Annotated in this window: 18 protein-coding genes; 10 read left to right on the forward strand and 8 right to left on the reverse strand. The window is 65.3% G+C overall.

The genetic code is table 11. The features are described from left to right. Positions 1-165, forward strand: coding sequence for a hypothetical protein (locus JQ616_RS32090; protein WP_212021775.1), 165 nt, complete (start codon positions 1-3; stop codon positions 163-165). A gap of 167 nt (positions 166-332) precedes the next feature. Here JQ616_RS32090 and JQ616_RS32095 read toward each other — a convergent pair whose 3' ends face one another. The 6 genes from JQ616_RS32095 to JQ616_RS32120 all read right to left on the reverse strand — a co-directional run bounded on the left by JQ616_RS32095 (position 333) and on the right by JQ616_RS32120 (position 4,652). After that, positions 333-1,094 (reverse strand): slipin family protein, encoded by a 762-nt coding sequence (locus tag JQ616_RS32095; protein WP_163149928.1) that lies wholly within the window; start codon positions 1,092-1,094, stop codon positions 333-335. Continuing rightward, complete coding sequence (locus JQ616_RS32100) at positions 1,091-2,485, reverse strand: NfeD family protein (RefSeq protein WP_212021777.1); 1,395 nt, start codon at positions 2,483-2,485, stop codon at positions 1,091-1,093. Before JQ616_RS32100 ends, JQ616_RS32095 begins: the two co-directional genes overlap by 4 nt. Positions 2,486-2,603: 118 nt before the next feature. Then, positions 2,604-3,521 carry a 4-hydroxy-tetrahydrodipicolinate synthase gene (gene dapA, locus JQ616_RS32105; protein ID WP_212021779.1) on the reverse strand — a complete coding sequence of 306 codons (918 nt, stop codon included), beginning with the start codon at positions 3,519-3,521 and terminating at the stop codon, positions 2,604-2,606. 9 nt (positions 3,522-3,530) lie between these two features. Further along, positions 3,531-3,785 (reverse strand): hypothetical protein, encoded by a 255-nt coding sequence (locus JQ616_RS32110; RefSeq protein ID WP_212021781.1) that lies wholly within the window; start codon positions 3,783-3,785, stop codon positions 3,531-3,533. Between the two features lie 114 nt (positions 3,786-3,899). After that, the gene (locus JQ616_RS32115; protein ID WP_212021783.1) at positions 3,900-4,175 is read right to left on the reverse strand and encodes a hypothetical protein; all 276 of its coding nucleotides are present in this window, start codon (positions 4,173-4,175) and stop codon (positions 3,900-3,902) included. Between the two features lie 12 nt (positions 4,176-4,187). Next, complete coding sequence (locus JQ616_RS32120) at positions 4,188-4,652, reverse strand: hypothetical protein (RefSeq protein ID WP_212021784.1); 465 nt, start codon at positions 4,650-4,652, stop codon at positions 4,188-4,190. Between the two features lie 492 nt (positions 4,653-5,144). Here JQ616_RS32120 and JQ616_RS32125 point away from each other — a divergent pair, with 492 nt between their 5' ends. The 7 genes from JQ616_RS32125 to JQ616_RS32155 all read left to right on the forward strand — a co-directional run bounded on the left by JQ616_RS32125 (position 5,145) and on the right by JQ616_RS32155 (position 13,537). After that, entirely contained in the window at positions 5,145-5,234 is a 90-nt protein-coding gene (locus tag JQ616_RS32125) for a K(+)-transporting ATPase subunit F (protein ID WP_016846764.1), read from the forward strand. 119 nt (positions 5,235-5,353) lie between these two features. Then, positions 5,354-7,057 (forward strand): potassium-transporting ATPase subunit KdpA, encoded by a 1,704-nt coding sequence (kdpA, locus tag JQ616_RS32130; protein ID WP_212021785.1) that lies wholly within the window; start codon positions 5,354-5,356, stop codon positions 7,055-7,057. A 24-nt stretch (positions 7,058-7,081) separates the two neighbouring features. Next, positions 7,082-9,193, forward strand: a complete 2,112-nt coding sequence (gene kdpB, locus JQ616_RS32135; protein ID WP_212021786.1) for a potassium-transporting ATPase subunit KdpB — start codon at positions 7,082-7,084, stop codon at positions 9,191-9,193. A gap of 12 nt (positions 9,194-9,205) precedes the next feature. After that, on the forward strand, positions 9,206-9,811 hold the full coding sequence (locus tag JQ616_RS32140; protein WP_212021787.1) for a K(+)-transporting ATPase subunit C: 606 nt from the start codon (positions 9,206-9,208) through the stop codon (positions 9,809-9,811). 39 nt (positions 9,812-9,850) lie between these two features. Beyond that, a complete protein-coding gene (locus JQ616_RS32145; RefSeq protein WP_212021788.1) occupies positions 9,851-12,562 on the forward strand; it encodes a sensor histidine kinase in 2,712 nt (903 codons plus the stop codon). Then, the gene (locus tag JQ616_RS32150; RefSeq protein ID WP_212021789.1) at positions 12,559-13,248 is read left to right on the forward strand and encodes a response regulator; all 690 of its coding nucleotides are present in this window, start codon (positions 12,559-12,561) and stop codon (positions 13,246-13,248) included. Before JQ616_RS32145 ends, JQ616_RS32150 begins: the two co-directional genes overlap by 4 nt. A gap of 55 nt (positions 13,249-13,303) precedes the next feature. Continuing rightward, complete coding sequence (locus JQ616_RS32155) at positions 13,304-13,537, forward strand: DUF6496 domain-containing protein (protein WP_212021790.1); 234 nt, start codon at positions 13,304-13,306, stop codon at positions 13,535-13,537. A 110-nt stretch (positions 13,538-13,647) separates the two neighbouring features. Here the strand turns inward: JQ616_RS32155 and JQ616_RS32160 are convergent, their stop codons facing one another. Beyond that, positions 13,648-14,535, reverse strand: a complete 888-nt coding sequence (locus JQ616_RS32160) for a Ku protein (protein WP_212021792.1) — start codon at positions 14,533-14,535, stop codon at positions 13,648-13,650. Between the two features lie 106 nt (positions 14,536-14,641). Here JQ616_RS32160 and ligD point away from each other — a divergent pair, with 106 nt between their 5' ends. After that, positions 14,642-17,269: a DNA ligase D gene (ligD, locus tag JQ616_RS32165; RefSeq protein ID WP_212021794.1), complete on the forward strand. Its 2,628-nt coding sequence runs from the start codon at positions 14,642-14,644 to the stop codon at positions 17,267-17,269. Between the two features lie 147 nt (positions 17,270-17,416). Here the strand turns inward: ligD and JQ616_RS32170 are convergent, their stop codons facing one another. Then, positions 17,417-17,581: a DUF3309 family protein gene (locus JQ616_RS32170; RefSeq protein ID WP_076865768.1), complete on the reverse strand. Its 165-nt coding sequence runs from the start codon at positions 17,579-17,581 to the stop codon at positions 17,417-17,419. 166 nt (positions 17,582-17,747) lie between these two features. Between JQ616_RS32170 and JQ616_RS32175 the strand changes: the two genes are divergently transcribed. Beyond that, on the forward strand, positions 17,748-18,056 hold the full coding sequence (locus JQ616_RS32175) for a polyhydroxyalkanoic acid system family protein (protein ID WP_212021796.1): 309 nt from the start codon (positions 17,748-17,750) through the stop codon (positions 18,054-18,056). Positions 18,057-18,064 lie beyond the last annotated feature (8 nt).

Below are 18,064 nucleotides of genomic sequence, written 5' to 3' on the forward strand. Positions count from 1 at the left end.
ATGCGCGCGGTGACTTCGATCCGTTCGCTGCTGCGCGGCGCCGCACAAGGCCTGCTCAAATTCCTCGCCTGGATCGGCGAGGAGCCGATCACGCCCTACCGGCCCGAGGTGCACTATATGCGTGGCCCGGGACCTGCGTGGCGAGCCAAGCATCACGGGCATTAGAGCGCCGACCCGTCCGCGTCATTGCGAGGAGCATCGCGACGAAGCAATCCATATCTTCGCTTGCGGCGCCATGGATTGCTTCGCTTCGCTCGCAATGACGCGGGGAGGCCGCGGAGCTTACGAGAGCGTCGACATTGAGCGGCCGTCGCTTCCGCTCCCAAACCAGATCAAGTTGCCTCACTTCGGCGCGTCAGGTGATCGAGCAGGTTCATCGGCAGCGGGAAGACCACGGTGGAAGAGCGCTCGCCGGCGATGTCATGCAGTGCCGCGAAATAACGGAGCTGCATCGCCTGCGGCTCCTGGGCGAGGATCCGTCCGGCCTCGACCAGCTTCTCGGCGGCCTGCTGCTCGCCCATCGCGTTGATCACCTTGGCCCGCCGCAGCCGTTCCGCCTCGGCCTGCTTGGCGATTGCCCGCACCATGGTCTCGTTGATGTCGATATCCTTGATCTCGACCGCGTTGACCTTGATGCCCCAGACATCGGTCTGCTTGTCGAGCGTCTCCTGGATATCGGCGTTGAGCCGGTCGCGCTCCGCCAGCATCTCGTCGAGCTCGTGCTTGCCGAGCACCGAGCGCAGCGTGGTCTGGGCCAGCTGGCTGGTCGCGGCCATGTAGTCGCTGACCTTGATGATGGCGCGCTCGGGATCGACGATGCGGAAGTAGAGCACGGCGTTGACCTTGACCGAGACGTTGTCGCGCGAAATCACATCCTGCGGCGGCACCACCTGCACCACCACCCTGAGATCGACCTTCACCAGCTGCTGCACCACCGGAATCAGGATGATGAGCCCCGGGCCCTTCACCCCGGTGAACCGGCCGAGCGTGAAGATGACGCCGCGCTCGTATTCGCGCAGGACACGCACCGCCTGGGTCAGGAAGATGATGATCAGCAGTGCGATCGCCGCATAGGTGAAATAATCGAGCATCATGCTTTACCTCCTTCGCCGGCGGCAGCCGGCGCACGCCGGACCACCAGCGTCAAATCCACGATGTTGGCGACCTCGACCGTCTCTCCAGCTCTGAACGCCTCAGTGCTGCGCGCCTGCCAGCGCTCGCCATTGGTGAAGACGTGACCTGATGTCCCGGTCCAGTCGAGAACCTCGGCCGATAGTCCGCGCATGGCCTGCGCGCCAAGGCGGATTGGGCCGTTGCGCGCGCGGCGCAGCGCGCCGAGCACGACGAGGATGAGGCCTGCGAACATCGCCGCGACGATGCCGATCACCTGCCAGGACAGCGTGTATCCGGGCGCTTCGATCCGGAACAGCATGGCGGCGCCCAGCACGAAGGCGACGATGCCGCCGAGGCCGATCACGACGGTCGGGTTGAAAGCCTCGATCGCGAGCAGCGCGATCCCGACCAGCATCAAAGCGAAGCCGGCATAGTTGATCGGCAGCATGTTCAGCGCGTAGAGGCCGAGCAGCAGGCAGATCGTGCCGACCACCCCGGGCGCCACGGCACCGGGGGACATGAACTCGAAGATCAGGCCGTAGATGCCGACCATCAGCAGGACGAATGCGATGTTGGGGTCGGTGACGACCGCAAGCGCGCGAGAGAGAAAGGTGGGATCGATGGCCTCGATCACGGCGTCCCTGGTCGCCAGGCGTTGTGTCTTGCCGCCGGCAAGCTCCACCGTCCGGCCATCGACCTGCCTGAGCAGGTCGGCGGAATCGCGCGCGGTGAACTCGATGACATTGGCTTGCAGCGCGGCGTTGGCGGTGAGGGTGGCGGCATCGCGGACCGCCTTCTCGGCCCAGTCGGCATTGCGGCCGCGCAGTTCGGCGAGGCTGCGGATGAAGGCGACGGCATCGTTCGTCACCTTCGCCGTCATGGCATCTTTTGTCTCCGACGCGCTGCCGCCGTTCTTCTCCTTGCCGCCCTTGTCCGGGCTGCTGCCTGGCAGACCCGGCATCGGGCCGCCGATCTGTACCGGCGTCGCGGCGCCGATATTGGTGCCGGGCGCCATGGCCGCGAGATGGGTCGCATAGAGGATGTAGGTCCCGGCGCTGGCTGCATGGGCGCCCGACGGCGCAACGTAGCCGACGACGGGAACGGGCGAGGCCAGCACGTCGGTGATGATCTCGCGCATGCTGGTGCTGAGGCCGCCCGGCGTATTCATCCGCAGAATGACGACTTCGGCGCGCCGCTCGGCGGCCTTGGCCAAAGCATCCTTGACGTAGCTGGCCGATGCCGGCCCGATCGCGCCATCGATGGAAATGGTCAGGGCAAGGCGGTTGTTGTCCGCGGCCGTGCCGGGACCGATGGAGAAAACCAGGGCGACCAGGACGGTCGCCATAACGAGAGCCGCCTTGAGGGTCTGCACGGCAAGCACTCCCTTGCCGTGGATATGGGGCGCCGTCCGGGAACCTCAATATGGCGAGGTGTCACGGACCCGTGCGCTGATCCCATTGTGCATTGCGATGGCGGGTGCGGCCTCGATCTCACTGAGCCGCTGCAAGATATTCGTCGGCAAGCTCAGCCATCGCCTGCGCGACCTCGGCCTTCGCCGGTCCGCCGAGTTGCACGATCGGCAACCGGGTCGCCGGCTGCATGAAGCCCAGCAATGCCAGCGCGAACTTCAGGGCAGCGGGATGCTCGCGCTCCAGCAGGGCTGCAAGCGGCATCAGCCGCCGATGCAGCTCGCGCGCCTGATGCAGTCGTCCGGCGCGAAGATGCCGGGCGACGGCCACGCACAGATCGGGCGCGACATTGGTCACCGAAGAGATGCAGCCGTCGCCGCCGGCGGCGAGATAAGTGAGCGACGTCGCGTCGTCGCCAGTCAGCATCCGAAAGTCTGCCGGCAGGCGCGAGCGCAGGCGCACGAGCCGGGCGATGTCACCGCTGCCGTCGCATAATCCAACGAACCCTGGCACTGCTGCGAGCTCAAGCAGGGTCTCATCCGCAAGTCCCTTGACCGTCCGTGACGGAATGTCGTGCAGGATCACGGGCAACGTGGTGGCCGGGGCGACGGCGCGGAAATGCGCCGCCATGCCCTGCGGCATCGGCTTGTTGTAATAGGGCACGACCGACATGATGGCGTCGGCGCCGGCCGCCTCGGCCGCCTGCGTGAACGTGACGGCACGATCCGTCGCGTTCGACCCGGCGCCGGCGATGATGCGGACCCGCCTACGCGCGACGCGGGCGGCGATGCGGACCAGCTGCGCGCGTTCCGCGGGCTCCAGCGTTGAGCTTTCGCCCGCGGTCTCGCCGACCACCAGCGCCGTGGCGCCGGCTGCGATTTGGCGCTCGCACAGCCGGCCGAATGCCTCGGTGTCGATCTCGTCGCGGTGGGTAAAGGGGGTCGGAAGATCGGCGATGAAGCCCGACAGCCATTCGGCCGTGTCAGCTTGCGCAGTCATGGGAGTGGCTCAGGCCACGCGGCTTGCGGGGAGGTTCGCGATCTCGCCGCGCATGTCGAGCTCGAGCTCACGCGACAGTTCAACGATCATTTCGGGGTGCTGGCCGTTCTCGAACAGCGCGTATTTGACGGCCTGGGCGCGGTTGACGAACAGGCCGCCATAGAGGCCGTTCTGCTGCTGCGCGACCCATTGGCCGCCGCGGTTGCGGCCGATGAAGACAATGGTGGACGTTGCGCTACACGAGGGAGGTTCGACGAGTTTCACTGACGTAGTCCTTGAGGTGGAAGTCACGCGATCAATGTCTGTCGTGGGCGATATAAAATCGAGCGCGACGAGCGGCCGACTTCATAGGAGCGGCATAGGATTTTCGGGGATGGTTCAGAGACCCTGGAGGATACCGGTGCCGAGTGCGCACAGCGCGACATAGGCGGTCATTTCGTCCCAGTGATTGAGGTCGGCGGCAAACGGCATCTCGCGCTTGACGAGGCCTGCGAGCGCGCAGATCAGCGCCGACATCCACAGCAGCGTGACCAGGCCCTTGCCGAAGCCCGCACCGGCGAACACGGCAAAGCCGATCATGATGGCGAGCCGGAAGCCGAACCGGACCATGACCTGGACCGATTGCAGCTGCCGCGGCAATTGTTTGGTGTTCACGCTGCGCCGCCGTCAGCCGAGATTGTCGACGAACAGCGGCTCGTACAGCGCGCGGGTGTCGCGACGGACAGTCGGCACGCTGGTGCGATTCTCGGGCGCCGAGATCCGCTGCGCCTCGACGAACGCGCTGAGGATTGCGATCGCGAGATCGGCATGGTGGGTCTCGATCGACTGGTCGAGCCAGTCGGGCAGCTCGCGTTCGCGCGACAATGCGCAGTGCCACTCGCCTTCGTCATAGACCAGGCGGCGAACCTGCCATTGCGGCAGCTCGAGATCGAGCAGCGCGATCGCGGCATCGGTCCATGCGCCGGACTGGATCAGGCGCTCGACGCGCGAGGTCTTGGCGCTCTGGCCGGCCGAAGGAAAGCGCCGGCAGGTCTGGCTGATGATGTCGGCCATGAACTCGGCGGTGACCGTGTAAGCGTCGCGCAGCCGTTCGCCGAGGTCGGTCGAGCTGGATTCGGATAGCACGGACATGGCGTCATCTCGTCGTGGGTGCGGCTCAAAGCATTGACCGCAGGCCCAAAATGGCCGGAGTGCCATTTGAAAACGAGATGAGGCGAGGGGCGGAGATATAGGGATTCCATAAAGACGGAACCTCCGCTGTCGTCCTGGCGAACGCCAGGACCCATAACCACCGATTTCAGTTGTCGTGTCGCGCTGGGGCCCCAGCCATCGCAAAATGCGGCCCTATGGTTATGGGTCCCGGCTTTCGCCGGGACGACAGCGGAGCGCAGTTCGGCACTTATACAATTCCTATAACGTCCTTATGCGTCACATCTCGAAAACCTATGCCCCGGATGGCACCTCACGGCGATCCGGCGCGGAGCGCTTATACGGTCGCCCGCGCCACTCGGACGCATAGGAGTCTCTCATGATGGACATTCTCATGGCGGCGCTCGCGATCGGCTTCTTCGCGGCCGGCATCGGCTACGCCTACGCCTGCGAACGGCTGTAGCGGAGGCGGCGATGATCTTCGATTACTCGCTCGCCGGCCTCGTCTCGCTCGGCCTCCTGTTCTACCTCACCTACGCATTGCTGCGGCCCGAACGCTTCTAGGCGGCCCGCGATGCTCACGCTGTGCCAGATTTTGTTAGCCGACGCGGTGTTGACCGGGCTGTTGCTCGGTCTGTTTGCGTCGCTGCTGCGCTTCGCTCCCATTCGAAAGGTTTGACGCGATGACCGTCATCGGCTGGATTCAAATTATTCTGTTCTGCACGATCGTGATCGGGCTGGTCAAACCGCTCGGCTGGTACATGACCCGCGTGTTCAACGGTGAGCGCACCTTCCTCTCGCCCGTGCTGCGCCCCCTCGAGCGCGGTATCTACTGGGTCGGCGGCGTCGACGAGCGGCGCGAACAGCACTGGCTGACCTATACAGTCGCCATGCTGCTGTTCCATGTCGGCGGCTTCGCCCTCATCTACGGTTTGATGCGGCTGCAGGCGGTGCTGCCGTTCAACCCGGCCGGACAGTCGGCGGTATCAGAGGATCTCTCCTTCAACACCGCGATCTCCTTCATCACCAACACCAACTGGCAGAACTACGGCGGCGAGAGCACGCTGTCCTACCTGGTCCAGATGCTGGGCCTGACTCACCAGAACTTCCTATCGGCGGCGACCGGCATCGCACTGGCGATGGCGCTGATCCGCGGCTTCACCCGTTCGTCGATGCGCACAGTCGGCAATTTCTGGGTCGACGTCACGCGCTGCGCGCTCTATGTGCTGCTGCCGATCTGCATCGTCTACACGCTGTTCCTGGTCTGGCAGGGCATGCCGCAGACGCTCGGCGCCTATGTCAACGCCACCACGCTGGAGGGCGGCAAGCAGACCATCGCGCTGGGACCGGTCGCTTCGCAGGTTGCGATCAAGATGCTCGGCACCAATGGCGGCGGCTTCTTCAATGCCAATGCCGCGCACCCGTTCGAGAACCCGACCGCGCTGTCGAACCTGGTGCAGATGATCTCGATCTTCGCGTTGGGCGCTGCAATGACCAACGTGTTCGGCCGCATGGTCGGCAACGAGCGCCAGGGCTGGGCGATCTTCGCCGTGATGGGCATCCTGTTCGTCGCCGGCGTCGCCGTCACCTATTGGGCGGAAGCCAGCGGCACCTCTCTCCTGCAGGCCTACGGCCTGACCGGCGGCAACATGGAGGGCAAGGAGGTGCGCTTCGGCATCGTCGCGTCCTCGCTGTTCGCCGTCGTCACGACCGCGGCCTCCTGCGGCGCGGTCAATGCGATGCATGACAGCTTCACCGCGCTCGGCGGTATGATCCCGCTGATCAACATGCAGCTCGGCGAAGTCATCATCGGCGGCGTCGGCGCCGGCTTGTACGGCATGCTGCTGTTCGTCGTGCTGGCGATCTTCGTCGCCGGCCTGATGGTCGGTCGCACCCCGGAATATGTCGGCAAGAAGATCGAGGCGCGCGAGGTCAAGATGGCGATGCTCGCGATCCTGGTGCTGCCGCTGATGTATCTCGGCTGGACCGCGGTCGGCGTGGTGCTGCCGTCGGCGGTGGCCTCGATGGCCAATGCCGGTCCGCACGGTTTCACTGAGGTGCTCTATGCCTATACTTCCGGAACCGGCAATAACGGTTCGGCGTTCGCGGGCCTCACCGGCAACACGCTGTTCTACAATCTGACGCTCGCGATGGCGATGTTCGTCGGCCGCTTCTTCATGATCGTGCCGGCGATGGCCATTGCAGGTTCGCTGGTCGAGAAGAAGTCGATCCCGGCCTCGGCGGGCACCTTCCCGACCACCGGCGGCCTGTTCGTCGGCCTCGTCATCGGCGTGATCCTGATCATCGGCGGTCTGACGTTCTTCCCGGCGCTGGCGCTCGGGCCGATCGTCGAGCACCTCGCCATGAACGCCAACACCTTGTTCTGATCTGATTTGTCCGGAGTGACATCCATGGAAACCACAAGACTGCAGAAGCAGGTGACGGCGTCGACCATGCTCGACCCGAAGATCCTGGTGCCGGCGATCAAATCGGCCTTCGTCAAGCTCGATCCCCGTCTGATGGCCAAGAACCCCGTGATGTTCGTGGTCGAGGTCGTGGCAGCGCTGACCACCGTGATCTTCGTGCGCGACCTCGTCACCGGCAACGCCAATCTCGGCTTCACCTTCCAGATCATCCTCTGGCTCTGGTTCACGGTGCTGTTCGCCAATTTTGCCGAAGCGGTCGCCGAAGGCCGCGGCAAGGCGCAGGCGGAATCGCTGAAGAAGACCCGCACCGAGAGCCAGGCCAAGCTGCTCACCGGCACCGACCGGACCTACCGCATGGTGCCCGGCACCTCGCTGAAGGTCGGCGACATCGTGCTGGTCGAGGCCGGCGACAACATTCCCTCCGACGGCGAGGTGATCGAAGGCGTCGCCTCGGTCAACGAAGCCGCCATCACCGGTGAATCCGCGCCCGTGATCCGCGAGTCCGGCGGTGACCGTTCGGCGGTCACCGGCGGCACCCAGGTGCTGTCGGACTGGATCCGCGTCCGCATCACCGCGGCGCAGGGCTCGACCTTCATCGACCGCATGATCAAGCTGGTGGAGGGCGCGGAGCGGCAGAAGACGCCGAACGAGATCGCGCTCAATATCCTGCTCGCCGGCCTCACCATCATCTTCGTGTTCGCCACGGTGACGATCCCGAGCTATGCCGCCTATGCCGGCGGCTCGATCTCGGTCGTGGTGCTGGTGGCGCTGTTCGTCACGCTGATCCCGACAACGATCGGTGCGCTGCTGTCGGCAATCGGCATTGCCGGCATGGACCGCCTGGTCCGCTTCAACGTGCTGGCGATGTCCGGCCGTGCGGTGGAGGCCGCCGGCGATGTCGATACGCTCTTGCTGGACAAGACCGGCACCATCACGCTCGGCAACCGCCAGGCGACCACGTTCCGTCCGATCCGTGGCATCTCCGAGCAGGATCTCGCCGACGCGGCACAGCTTGCTTCGCTGGCTGACGAGACACCGGAGGGCCGCTCGATCGTGGTGCTCGCCAAGGAGAAGTACGGCATCCGCGGCCGCGGCATGCATGAGCTGGCCGCGACCTTCGTGCCGTTCACGGCGCAGACCCGGATGAGCGGTATCGACGCCGGCGCAATGTCGGTCCGCAAGGGCGCGGTGGATGCGATCCTTGCTTATGTCGAGGGCGGCACACCCCGCACCGTCGCCTCCGGCAACACCGTCCGTGCGGTCGCGGCGAATATGAGCCCCGAGGCGCGCGAGATCCAGGCGATTGCCGACGAGATCGCCAAGGCCGGCGGCACGCCGCTGGCGGTCGCCAAGGACGGCAAGCTGCTCGGCGTCGTGCACCTGAAGGACATCGTCAAGGGCGGCATCCGCGAGCGCTTCGCCGAATTGCGCCGCATGGGCATCCGCACCGTGATGATCACCGGCGACAACCCGATGACCGCGGCGGCGATTGCGGCCGAGGCCGGTGTCGACGACTTCCTGGCGCAGGCAACCCCTGAGGACAAGCTCAAGCTGATTCGCGACGAGCAGTCCAAGGGCAAGCTGGTCGCGATGTGCGGCGACGGTACCAATGACGCGCCGGCGCTGGCGCAGGCCGATGTCGGCGTCGCCATGAACACCGGCACGCAGGCGGCGCGCGAGGCCGGCAACATGGTCGACCTCGACTCCAACCCGACCAAGCTGATCGAGGTGGTCGAGATTGGCAAGCAGCTGTTGATGACCCGCGGCGCGCTGACCACGTTCTCGATCGCCAACGACGTCGCGAAATATTTCGCGATCATCCCGGCGATGTTCCTCGCGTTCTATCCGCAGCTTCAGGTGCTGAACGTGATGCATCTGGCGAGCCCGCAGAGCGCGATCCTGTCGGCGATCATCTTCAACGCGCTGATCATCATCGCGCTGATCCCGCTGGCGCTGAAGGGCGTCAAGTATCGCGCGGTCGGTGCCGGCGCGCTGCTCAGCCGCAACCTGATGATCTACGGTCTCGGCGGCATCATCATCCCGTTCATCGGCATCAAGGCGATCGACCTCATCGTCGCCGCTTTGGGCCTGGCTTAAGGAGCCGCAACCATGTTGAGAGAAATCCGTCCCGCCATCCTGGTGCTGGTGTTGCTGACCGCGATCACCGGTCTTGCCTATCCGCTCGCCATGACGGCGATCGCCGGCGTCATCTTTCCGAAGCAGGCGCAAGGCAGCCTGATCGAGCGAAACGGCAAGGTGATCGGCTCGGCCCTGATCGGGCAGGAGTTCAAGGATGAAAAATACTTCCACGGCCGGCCGTCGGCGACGGTCGCACCCGATCCGAACGACTCGTCCAAGACCGTGCCGGCGCCGTACAACGCGGCCAATTCCGGCGGCTCCAATCTCGGCCCGACCAGCAAGGCGCTGAACGACCGGGTCAAGGAGGACGTCGAGAAGCTGAAGGCGGAGAACCCGACCGCCACCGTGCCGGTCGATCTCGTCACCACCTCGGCCAGCGGGCTCGATCCCGACATCTCGCCGGATGCGGCGCTGTTCCAGCTGCCGCGGGTCGCCAAGGCGCGCAGCATGTCGGAGGATGCGGTGCGCGAGTTGGTGACGCAGAACACCCAAGGCCGCCTCGCCGGCGTGATCGGTGAGCCCCGCGTTAACGTTCTTGCGCTCAACCTGGCGCTCGACGCGGCAAACGCGAAATAGGGGAGTAGGCCCGCTCTCGCAGGATGACTATATTGCGGCATGGCCAATCAGCGTGACCCCGAAAAGAGACCCTCGCCGGATGCGCTGCTGGAGGCGGCGCGCCGCGAGACCGATCGATCGGGGCGGCTGAAGATCTTCATCGGCGCCGCACCCGGCGTCGGCAAGACCTACGAGATGCTCTCGAGCGCCCACGCCCGCCTCAAGGCGGGCGTCGACGTCGTGGTCGGTGTCGTCGAAACCCACGGGCGGGTCGAGACCGAGGCGCTGCTGAAAGGCCTCGAGGTGATCCCGCGCAAGCGGCTGGCCTATCGCGACCAGACGCTGGAGGAGATGGATCTCGACGCCGTGATCGCGCGCCGGCCGCAGCTCGCCCTCGTCGACGAGCTCGCCCATACCAACGCGCCGGGCAGCCGCCACCCGAAGCGCTATCTCGACGTCGAAGAGCTGCTGTCGCACGGCATCGATGTCTACACCGCGATCAACATCCAGCACATCGAGAGCCTCAACGACGTCGTCGCGCAGATCACCCATGTGCGGGTGCGCGAGACGGTACCGGATTCGGTGGTCGATCGCGCCGATGCCATCGAGCTGATCGACCTCACGCCCGACGACCTGATCCAGCGGCTGAAGGAGGGCAAGGTCTATGTGCCCAAGCAGGCCGAGCGCGCGCTGGAGCATTACTTCTCGCCCGGCAACCTGACCGCGCTGCGCGAGCTCGCGCTGCGCCGCACCGCCGAGCGGGTTGACGAGCAGCTGCTCAACCACATGCAGGCCAATGCGATCCAGGGCCCCTGGGCCGCCGGCGAGCGCATCCTGGTCTGCCTCAGCGAGGACCCGCGCGCGGCCGGCCTGGTGCGCTACACCAAGCGTCTCGCCGACCGGCTGCATGCGCAATGGACCGCGGTCAGCATCGAGACGCGGCGCAGCCTGCAACTGAGCGACGAGCAGCGCGACCGGTTGGCCGACACCATGCGGCTTGCGGAATCGCTCGGCGGCGAGGCGCTGACGCTGCCCGGTGTCGGCCGCCGCATCGCCGACGACGTCATCAGTTTCGCGCAAGCCAACAACGTCACCCAGATCATCATCGGCAAATCGACCCGCTCGCGGTGGTTCGAGCTGACCCACGGCTCTGTCGTGCACGATCTGGTGCGCCGCGCCGGCAATATCAGCGTCAACGTGATCGCCGGTGACGAGCAGCCGGTCGGCAAGGCGGCGGTGCAGACCGCGCAGCGGCAGGACCCGTTCAATCCGCGGCCCTATCTGATGTCGCTGCTGCTGACGGCGATCGGGCTCGGCGCGGCCAAGCTGATCCAGCCGTTCTTCGGCATCGAGAATGTCGACCTCGTGTTCATCACCGCCGTGGTTGGTGCTGCGGCACGCTACGGCCTGTGGCCGTCGCTGCTGGCGAGCGTCGCGGCGTCGTTGTGCTACAATTTCTTCTTCCTGCCGCCGGTCTACACCTTCACGATCACCGACCCGACTAACGTCGCGGCGTTCTTCTTCTTCATGCTGATCGCGCTTTTGGTCTCCAACGTCGCGGCACGGGTGCGGACCCAGGCCGACACCGCGATCGGCCGCGTCCGCACCACCGAGTCGCTGTACGCCTTCAGCCGCAAGCTCGCCGGCACCGCGACGCTTGACGACGTGCTGTGGGCGACTGCCTACCAGATCGCGCTGATGCTGAAGGTGCGCGTCGTGCTGCTGCTGCCGGAGGCCGGCATGCTGACCGTCAAGAGCGGCTATCCGCCGGAGGACCAGCTCGACCAGGCCGATCTCGCCGCCGCCAATTGGGCCTGGGGCAACGACCGCCCGGCCGGCCGCGGCTCGGACACACTGCCCGGCGGCAAGCGGCTGTTCCTGCCGATGCGCACCGGCCGCGGCCCGATCGGCGTGATCGGCATCGACGACGACCGTACCGGGCCACTGTTGACGCCGGACCAGCGCCGGCTGCTCGACGCGCTGGTCGACCAGGGCGCGCTCGCAATCGAGCGCGTGCTGCTGGTCGAGGACATGGACCGCGTCAAGCGCACCGTGGAATCCGACCGGCTGCGCGGCGCGCTGCTGACCTCGATCTCGCATGACCTCAAGACGCCGCTGGCCTCGGTGCTCGGCTCGGCCTCGGCGCTGCGCGATCTCGGCGCGAACCTGAGTGACGCCCAGAAGCACGATCTGCTCGCCACAGTGATCGACGAGTCGGAGCGGCTCAATCGCTTCATCGCCAATCTGCTCGACATGACCAAGCTGGAGTCAGGCGCGATCGTACCCAACACCGCGCGGCATGATGTCGGTGAGATCGTCGGCAGCGCGCTGCGCCGTGCCGCCAAGATCCTGGTGCATCACCGTGTGTCGCTGGAGCTCGCCGCCGACCTGCCGATGCTGGAGCTCGACGCCGTGCTGTTCGAGCAGGTGCTGTTCAATCTGCTGGACAACGCCGCCAAATACGCCCCGTCGGACACCACGATCTCGATCCGCGGCGCGCGCGACCGTGGCGCGGTGACGCTGCAGATCCTCGACGAGGGCAACGGCATCCCGGCCGCCGAGCTCGAAAGCGTGTTCGATAAGTTCTATCGCGCCGAGAAGGGCGACCATGTCCGCCCCGGCACAGGTCTTGGGCTGGCGATCTCGCGTGGCTTCGTCGAGGCGATGCGCGGCACGATCGCGGCAGCCAACCGTTTAGACCGGACCGGCGCCGTCATCACCATCCGCCTGCCGATCCCGGCCGACACCAACGCGCTGGACACTGCTGCATGAATGCGACGCCCATCAAGGTCCTGGTCATTGACGATGAGCCGCCGATCCGCAAGCTGCTGCGGATGGGGCTGAGCACGCAGGGCTACGACATCCTCGAAGCCTCCAACGGCAAGATCGCGCTGGAGATGCTGGCCGAGGGGCCGGCGCTGATCATCCTCGACCTCGGGCTGCCCGACATCCAGGGCCACGACCTGCTGCGCATGATCCGCGGTCGCAACGAGAGCGTGCCGGTCGTGGTGCTGTCGAGCCGCGGCGATGAGGCCGGCAAGGTGCAGGCGCTCGATCTCGGGGCGGACGACTATTTGACCAAACCGTTCGGCATGGACGAATTGCTGGCGCGGCTGCGCGCGGCGCTGCGCCACCAGTTGCAGGTGCAGGGCGAGCGGCCGGTGTTCCGCTCCGGCGATCTCTCGGTCGACCTGGTGCGCCGGATCGTCAAGGTCGGCGACAAGGAGATCAAGCTGTCGCCGAAGGAATACGACCTGCTGCGCGTGCTGGTGCAGCATGCCGGCAAGGTGCTGACCCATCGCTTCCTGCTGAAGGAATTGTGGGACGAGTTGACCGACGCGCAATATCTGCGGGTTTATGTGCGCCAGCTTCGCCAGAAGATCGAGGCCGACCCCGAGCGCCCGCAATTCGTGCTGACCGAGACCGGCATCGGCTATCGGCTGCGCGCGGCGGACTGAGCTTCGGAACCTTCGCTCTCATCGAGGCTTGTTCTTCCCTACCGGGAGAGAAGCCATGGCACGAAAATACTCGCGAAAGGCATCTGGCGATGTCGAGCGTGTGATGAAGAAGCGCAAGGCCGGGACGTTGCGCAGCGGCCGCTCCAAGAAGAAGGCGAAGAGCCGCAAGCAGGCGATCGCGATCGGCCTGTCGGAGGCACGCGCCAAGGGCCGCAAGGTGCCGAAGAAGGCGTCCAAGAAAACGGCGAAGAAGGCAGCGAAGAAGCGCAAGGCCGCGAAGAAGCGGTAGGCCGAACTCCCTTCGATCGTCATGGCCGGGCTTGACCCGGCCATCCACGTCTTTCTGGCCAAGCAGATGGATGCCCGGGTCAAGCCCGGGCATGACGAGTGCAAATCAATTCACCCCGCCTTGCGAGACCGCGCGCTCGACCGGTGCGTCTTCTTCGCCGTACGGTGGTGCGCGGTCGGACGCCGACCGGTGGCGTGCGACCGCCGTGCGCCGCGTTTCCCACTCTTCAGGCTCTGCTGCAACGCGTCCATCAGGTTGACCACATTGCTCGGCTTCTTCTCGCGTTCCGCGGCCTTGATCGGCTTGCCGGCGGCTTTGCGGCGGACGAGCGCCTTCAGCGCGGTCTCGTACTCGTCCTTGAATTTCGATGGATCGAAATGCGCCGCCTTGCTGTCGAGGATGTGGCTCGCAAGCTCGATCATGTCCTTGGTCACCTTCGGGCTCTTGATGTCGTCGAAATAGTCGTCGGCATCGCGGACCTCGTAGGGGTAGCGCAGGGTGGTGCCGAGCATGCCCTTGTCGAGCGGTTCGATCGCGATAACGTGCTCGCGGTTGGTCAGCACGATCCGCGCCAGTGCGACCCGGTCCTGGTCCTTCATGGCGTCGCGGATCACCGCGAATGCGTCGACGCCGGCCTTGCCGTCGGGCCTGATGTAATAGGGGTGGTCGAGATAACGCTTGTCGATCTCGCCCTCGGGCACGAAACTGTCGATGTCGATGGTGTGGTTGCTCTCGATCTGGACCGCCTCGAGCTCGTCCTTCTCGATCTCGACATATTTGCCCTTGCTCACCTCGTAGCCGCGGCCCTTCTGGTCGCCCTCGACCACGTCGCCGGTTTCGGTATCGACCATCTGCTGCTTCAGCCGGTTGCCAGTCTCCCGGTTGATCATGTGGAAGCGGGTCTTCTCGACCGTGGTCGAGGCCGGGTAAAGCGCCACGGGGCACGACACCAGCGAGAGTTTGAGCGTGCCTTTCCAGTAGGCGCGGGGAGCGGCCATGATCGTCTCCAAACAGCTTGAGTTTGGAACTTGAACGGATACCGTAGGTTTTGGTTCCTGATGGCCGCGCCGAGGCGGCGGTCGCCGTTTGTGCCGAGGCCTGCACGTGTCGCTGAGAAATCTCACCACCTATCGCAAGAAGCGCGACTTCGAGAAGACCAATGAGCCGTCAGGCGAGGTCAAGGTCGCGCCAGCCAAGCAGCGGCGCTTCGTGATCCAGAAGCATGACGCGACGCGGCTGCACTATGATTTCAGGCTCGAATTCGACGGCGTCTTCAAGTCCTGGGCGGTGACGCGCGGGCCTTCGCTCGATCCGCATGACAAGCGGCTGGCGGTCGAGGTCGAGGATCATCCGCTCGACTATGGCGACTTCGAAGGCACCATTCCGGACGGCCAGTATGGCGGCGGCACGGTGCAGCTGTGGGATCGCGGTACCTGGGAATCGGACGATCCCGAGCGCGGCTTCAAGAAGGGCGACCTCAAGTTCACGCTGAATGGCGACAAGCTGCATGGCAGCTGGGTGCTGGTGCGGATGAAGAACGATCGCACCGGCGGCAAGCGCACCAACTGGCTGCTGATCAAGCACCGCGACGAATATGCCGTGGAGGGCAACGGCGAAGCGATCCTCGATGAGGATCGCTCGGTCGCCTCCGGCCGCTCGATGGCCGAGATCGCGGCCGGCAAGGGGCGGGCTCCGAAGCCGTTCATGCTGGCCAAAGGCAACGGCAAGGCCAAGGCGGATGCGGTCTGGCAGTCCAATCACGGCATGGCGGCGGATGCGCGTGCCAGGACCAAGGCTCAGGCGCCGAAAGCGAAGTTGAAGGAGCGAAAGGCGACGTCGAGGCAGGTGTCGGAGATGCCCGATTTCGTCACGCCGCAACTCTGTGCCGCGGTCGAGAGCCCGCCGAACGGCACGGGCTGGTGCCACGAGATCAAGTTCGACGGCTATCGCGTCCAGCTCCGCGTCGAAGACCGCGAGGCGGTGTTGAAGACCCGCAAGGGGCTCGACTGGTCCGAGAAGTTCGGCGCGATCGTGAAGGAGGCCGGCAAGTTGCCGGATGCCTTGATCGATGGCGAGATCGTCGCGCTCGACAAGAATGGCTTGCCGCATTTTTCGACGCTGCAGGCGGCGCTCTCGGACGGCAAGACCGACGGGCTGATCTTCTATACGTTCGACCTGTTGTTTGCAGGCCACGAGGATTTGCGCCCGCTGCCGCTCAGCGAGCGCAAGGCGCGGCTGAAGGCGTTGCTCGCTGCACGCAAAGGCAGGAACCTCCTGATCCGCTATGTCGAGCATTTCGAGGAGCGCGGCGAGGCCGTGCTGGAGTCCGCGCGCAAGCTCGGGCTGGAGGGCATCGTCTCCAAGCGGCTCGACGGCGCCTATCGCTCCGGCCGGTCCGACGACTGGACCAAGGCGAAGATCCGCGCCGGCCATGAGGTGGTGATCGGCGGCTGGAAGACTACCAACGGCAAATTCCGCTCGCTGATGGCCGGCGTCTATCGCAGAGATCATCTGGCCTTTGTCGGCATCGTTGGCACCGGCTTCGGCCAGGACACGGTTCGCCGTATCATGCCGGCGCTGAAGGCCGCGGCATCCGACACCAGCCCGTTCGGCGGCAAGGACGCGCCGAAGAAGACCCGCGACGTGCACTGGCTGAAGCCCGAACTCGTCGCCGAGATCGAGTTCGCCGGCTGGACCGACGCCGGCAATATCCGCCAGGCGGCGTTCAAGGGCCTGCGCCAGGACAAGCCGGCGCATGAGGTCGAGGCCGAGCGGCCGGTCGTAACCAAAGTGGTGAAGCCGATGGCCAAGGGCGTGGCGAAGAAGGGGACCGCCGAGGTGATGGGTGTCATCATCTCGCATCCCGCCAAGGCGCTGTGGCCGGACGCCGGCGATGGCGAGCCGGTGACCAAGCTCGACCTCGCGAATTATTTCGAGGCGGTCGGCGCCTGGATGATCTCCTACCTCAAGGGCCGGCCCTGCTCGATCGTGCGCGCGCCTGATGGCATCAAGGGCGAGACGTTCTTCCAGCGTCACGCGATGGCCGGCACGTCGAAGCTGCTGAAGCTCGCCAAGGTCTCCGGCGACCGCAAACCTTATCTGCAGATCGACCAGGTCGAGGGGCTGGCTGCGGTCGCGCAGCTCGGTGGGCTCGAGCTGCATCCCTGGAATTGCGCGCCGGATGCCTATGACACGCCGGGCCGGCTGGTGTTCGATCTCGATCCCGCGCCCGATGTCGCTTTCGTCGACGTGATCGATGCCGCCAAGGACATGCGCCGGCGGCTCACCGCGGTTGGGCTCGAGAGCTTTTGCAAGACCACCGGCGGCAAGGGCCTTCACGTCGTGGCGCCGCTATCGTCAGGCGCAAAGGACAAGGTGACCTGGAAGGAGGCCAAGGCGTTTGCGCAAGGCATCTGTCAGTGGATGGCGCAGGAAGACCCCGAGCGTTATCTGATCAACATGTCGAAGGCCAAGCGCACCGGAAAGATCTTTCTCGATTATCTGCGCAACGACCGGCTCTCGACCGCGGTCGCGGTGCTGTCGCCGCGGGCGCGTCCGGGCGCGACGGTCTCGATGCCGCTGACCTGGACGCAGGTGCGCGGTGATCTCGATCCGAAGAAATACACGGTGCGCTCGGTGCCGGCGCTGCTCGCCAAGACCAAGGCCTGGGACGGCTATGAGGATGCGGCCTCGTCGATCAAGGCGGCGATGAAGAAGCTCGCGGCACAATAGCCGCTATTGGGCGGGCTCATGTCGTTAGCTCAGCTCGTCATACCCCGCGGCTCATCGATTCAATCGCTGACGTCTCTGGAATACTGGATCACCCGCTTTCGCGGGTGATGACAGTTGTCGATACGGATAGTGCACAACACCCGGTCGCTACAACCGACCGAGCAGCAGCAGGATCAGCAGGATCACGATCACGAGGCCCAGACCGCCGCCGCCGTAGTAGCCGGTGCCGTAGAACGGTCCGCCGCCGATGCCGCTGAAGCCGCCAAGCAGCGCAATGACCAGAATAATAAGGATGATCGTTCCAAGTGACATCTCAACTCTCCTCAGCCCGGCGGGCCTGTTGGTCTCTTCCCTTCCGGAGAGCAAACAACCCGTAACTGTGAAGGTTCCGGGTTGAGCGATGCGATAAAGCTGTGTGGTCTTCAGTTTGCGTTGGAACGGAATTACATCAACGGAATCCATGGAGGAGTGCACTGCGATGTCGGCTCCGCTGATCGTCTCGATTCCCCACAGCCTCGGCCGCGACGAGGCCATGCGCCGCCTGAAAACCGGCCTGTCGCGCGCGGCGGCCAACGTGCCTGTCATGAGCGTCGATGAGGAGCGCTGGGACAATAACCGAATGAACTTTCGTGTCCGCGCACTGGGGCAGGTTGCGGCCGGGCACCTCGATGTCGAGGACACTCATGTGCGCCTGGAGGTGACGCTGCCGTGGCTGCTGCAACGCTTCGCCGAGGTGGCGCAGGTGGCCATTCAGAAGAGCGGACAGTTGCTGCTGACCAAGCGCTGACGCGCGGT

It is taken from the genome of Bradyrhizobium tropiciagri (genome assembly GCF_018130545.1).
GTDB classification, from domain to species: domain Bacteria; phylum Pseudomonadota; class Alphaproteobacteria; order Rhizobiales; family Xanthobacteraceae; genus Bradyrhizobium; species Bradyrhizobium tropiciagri_A.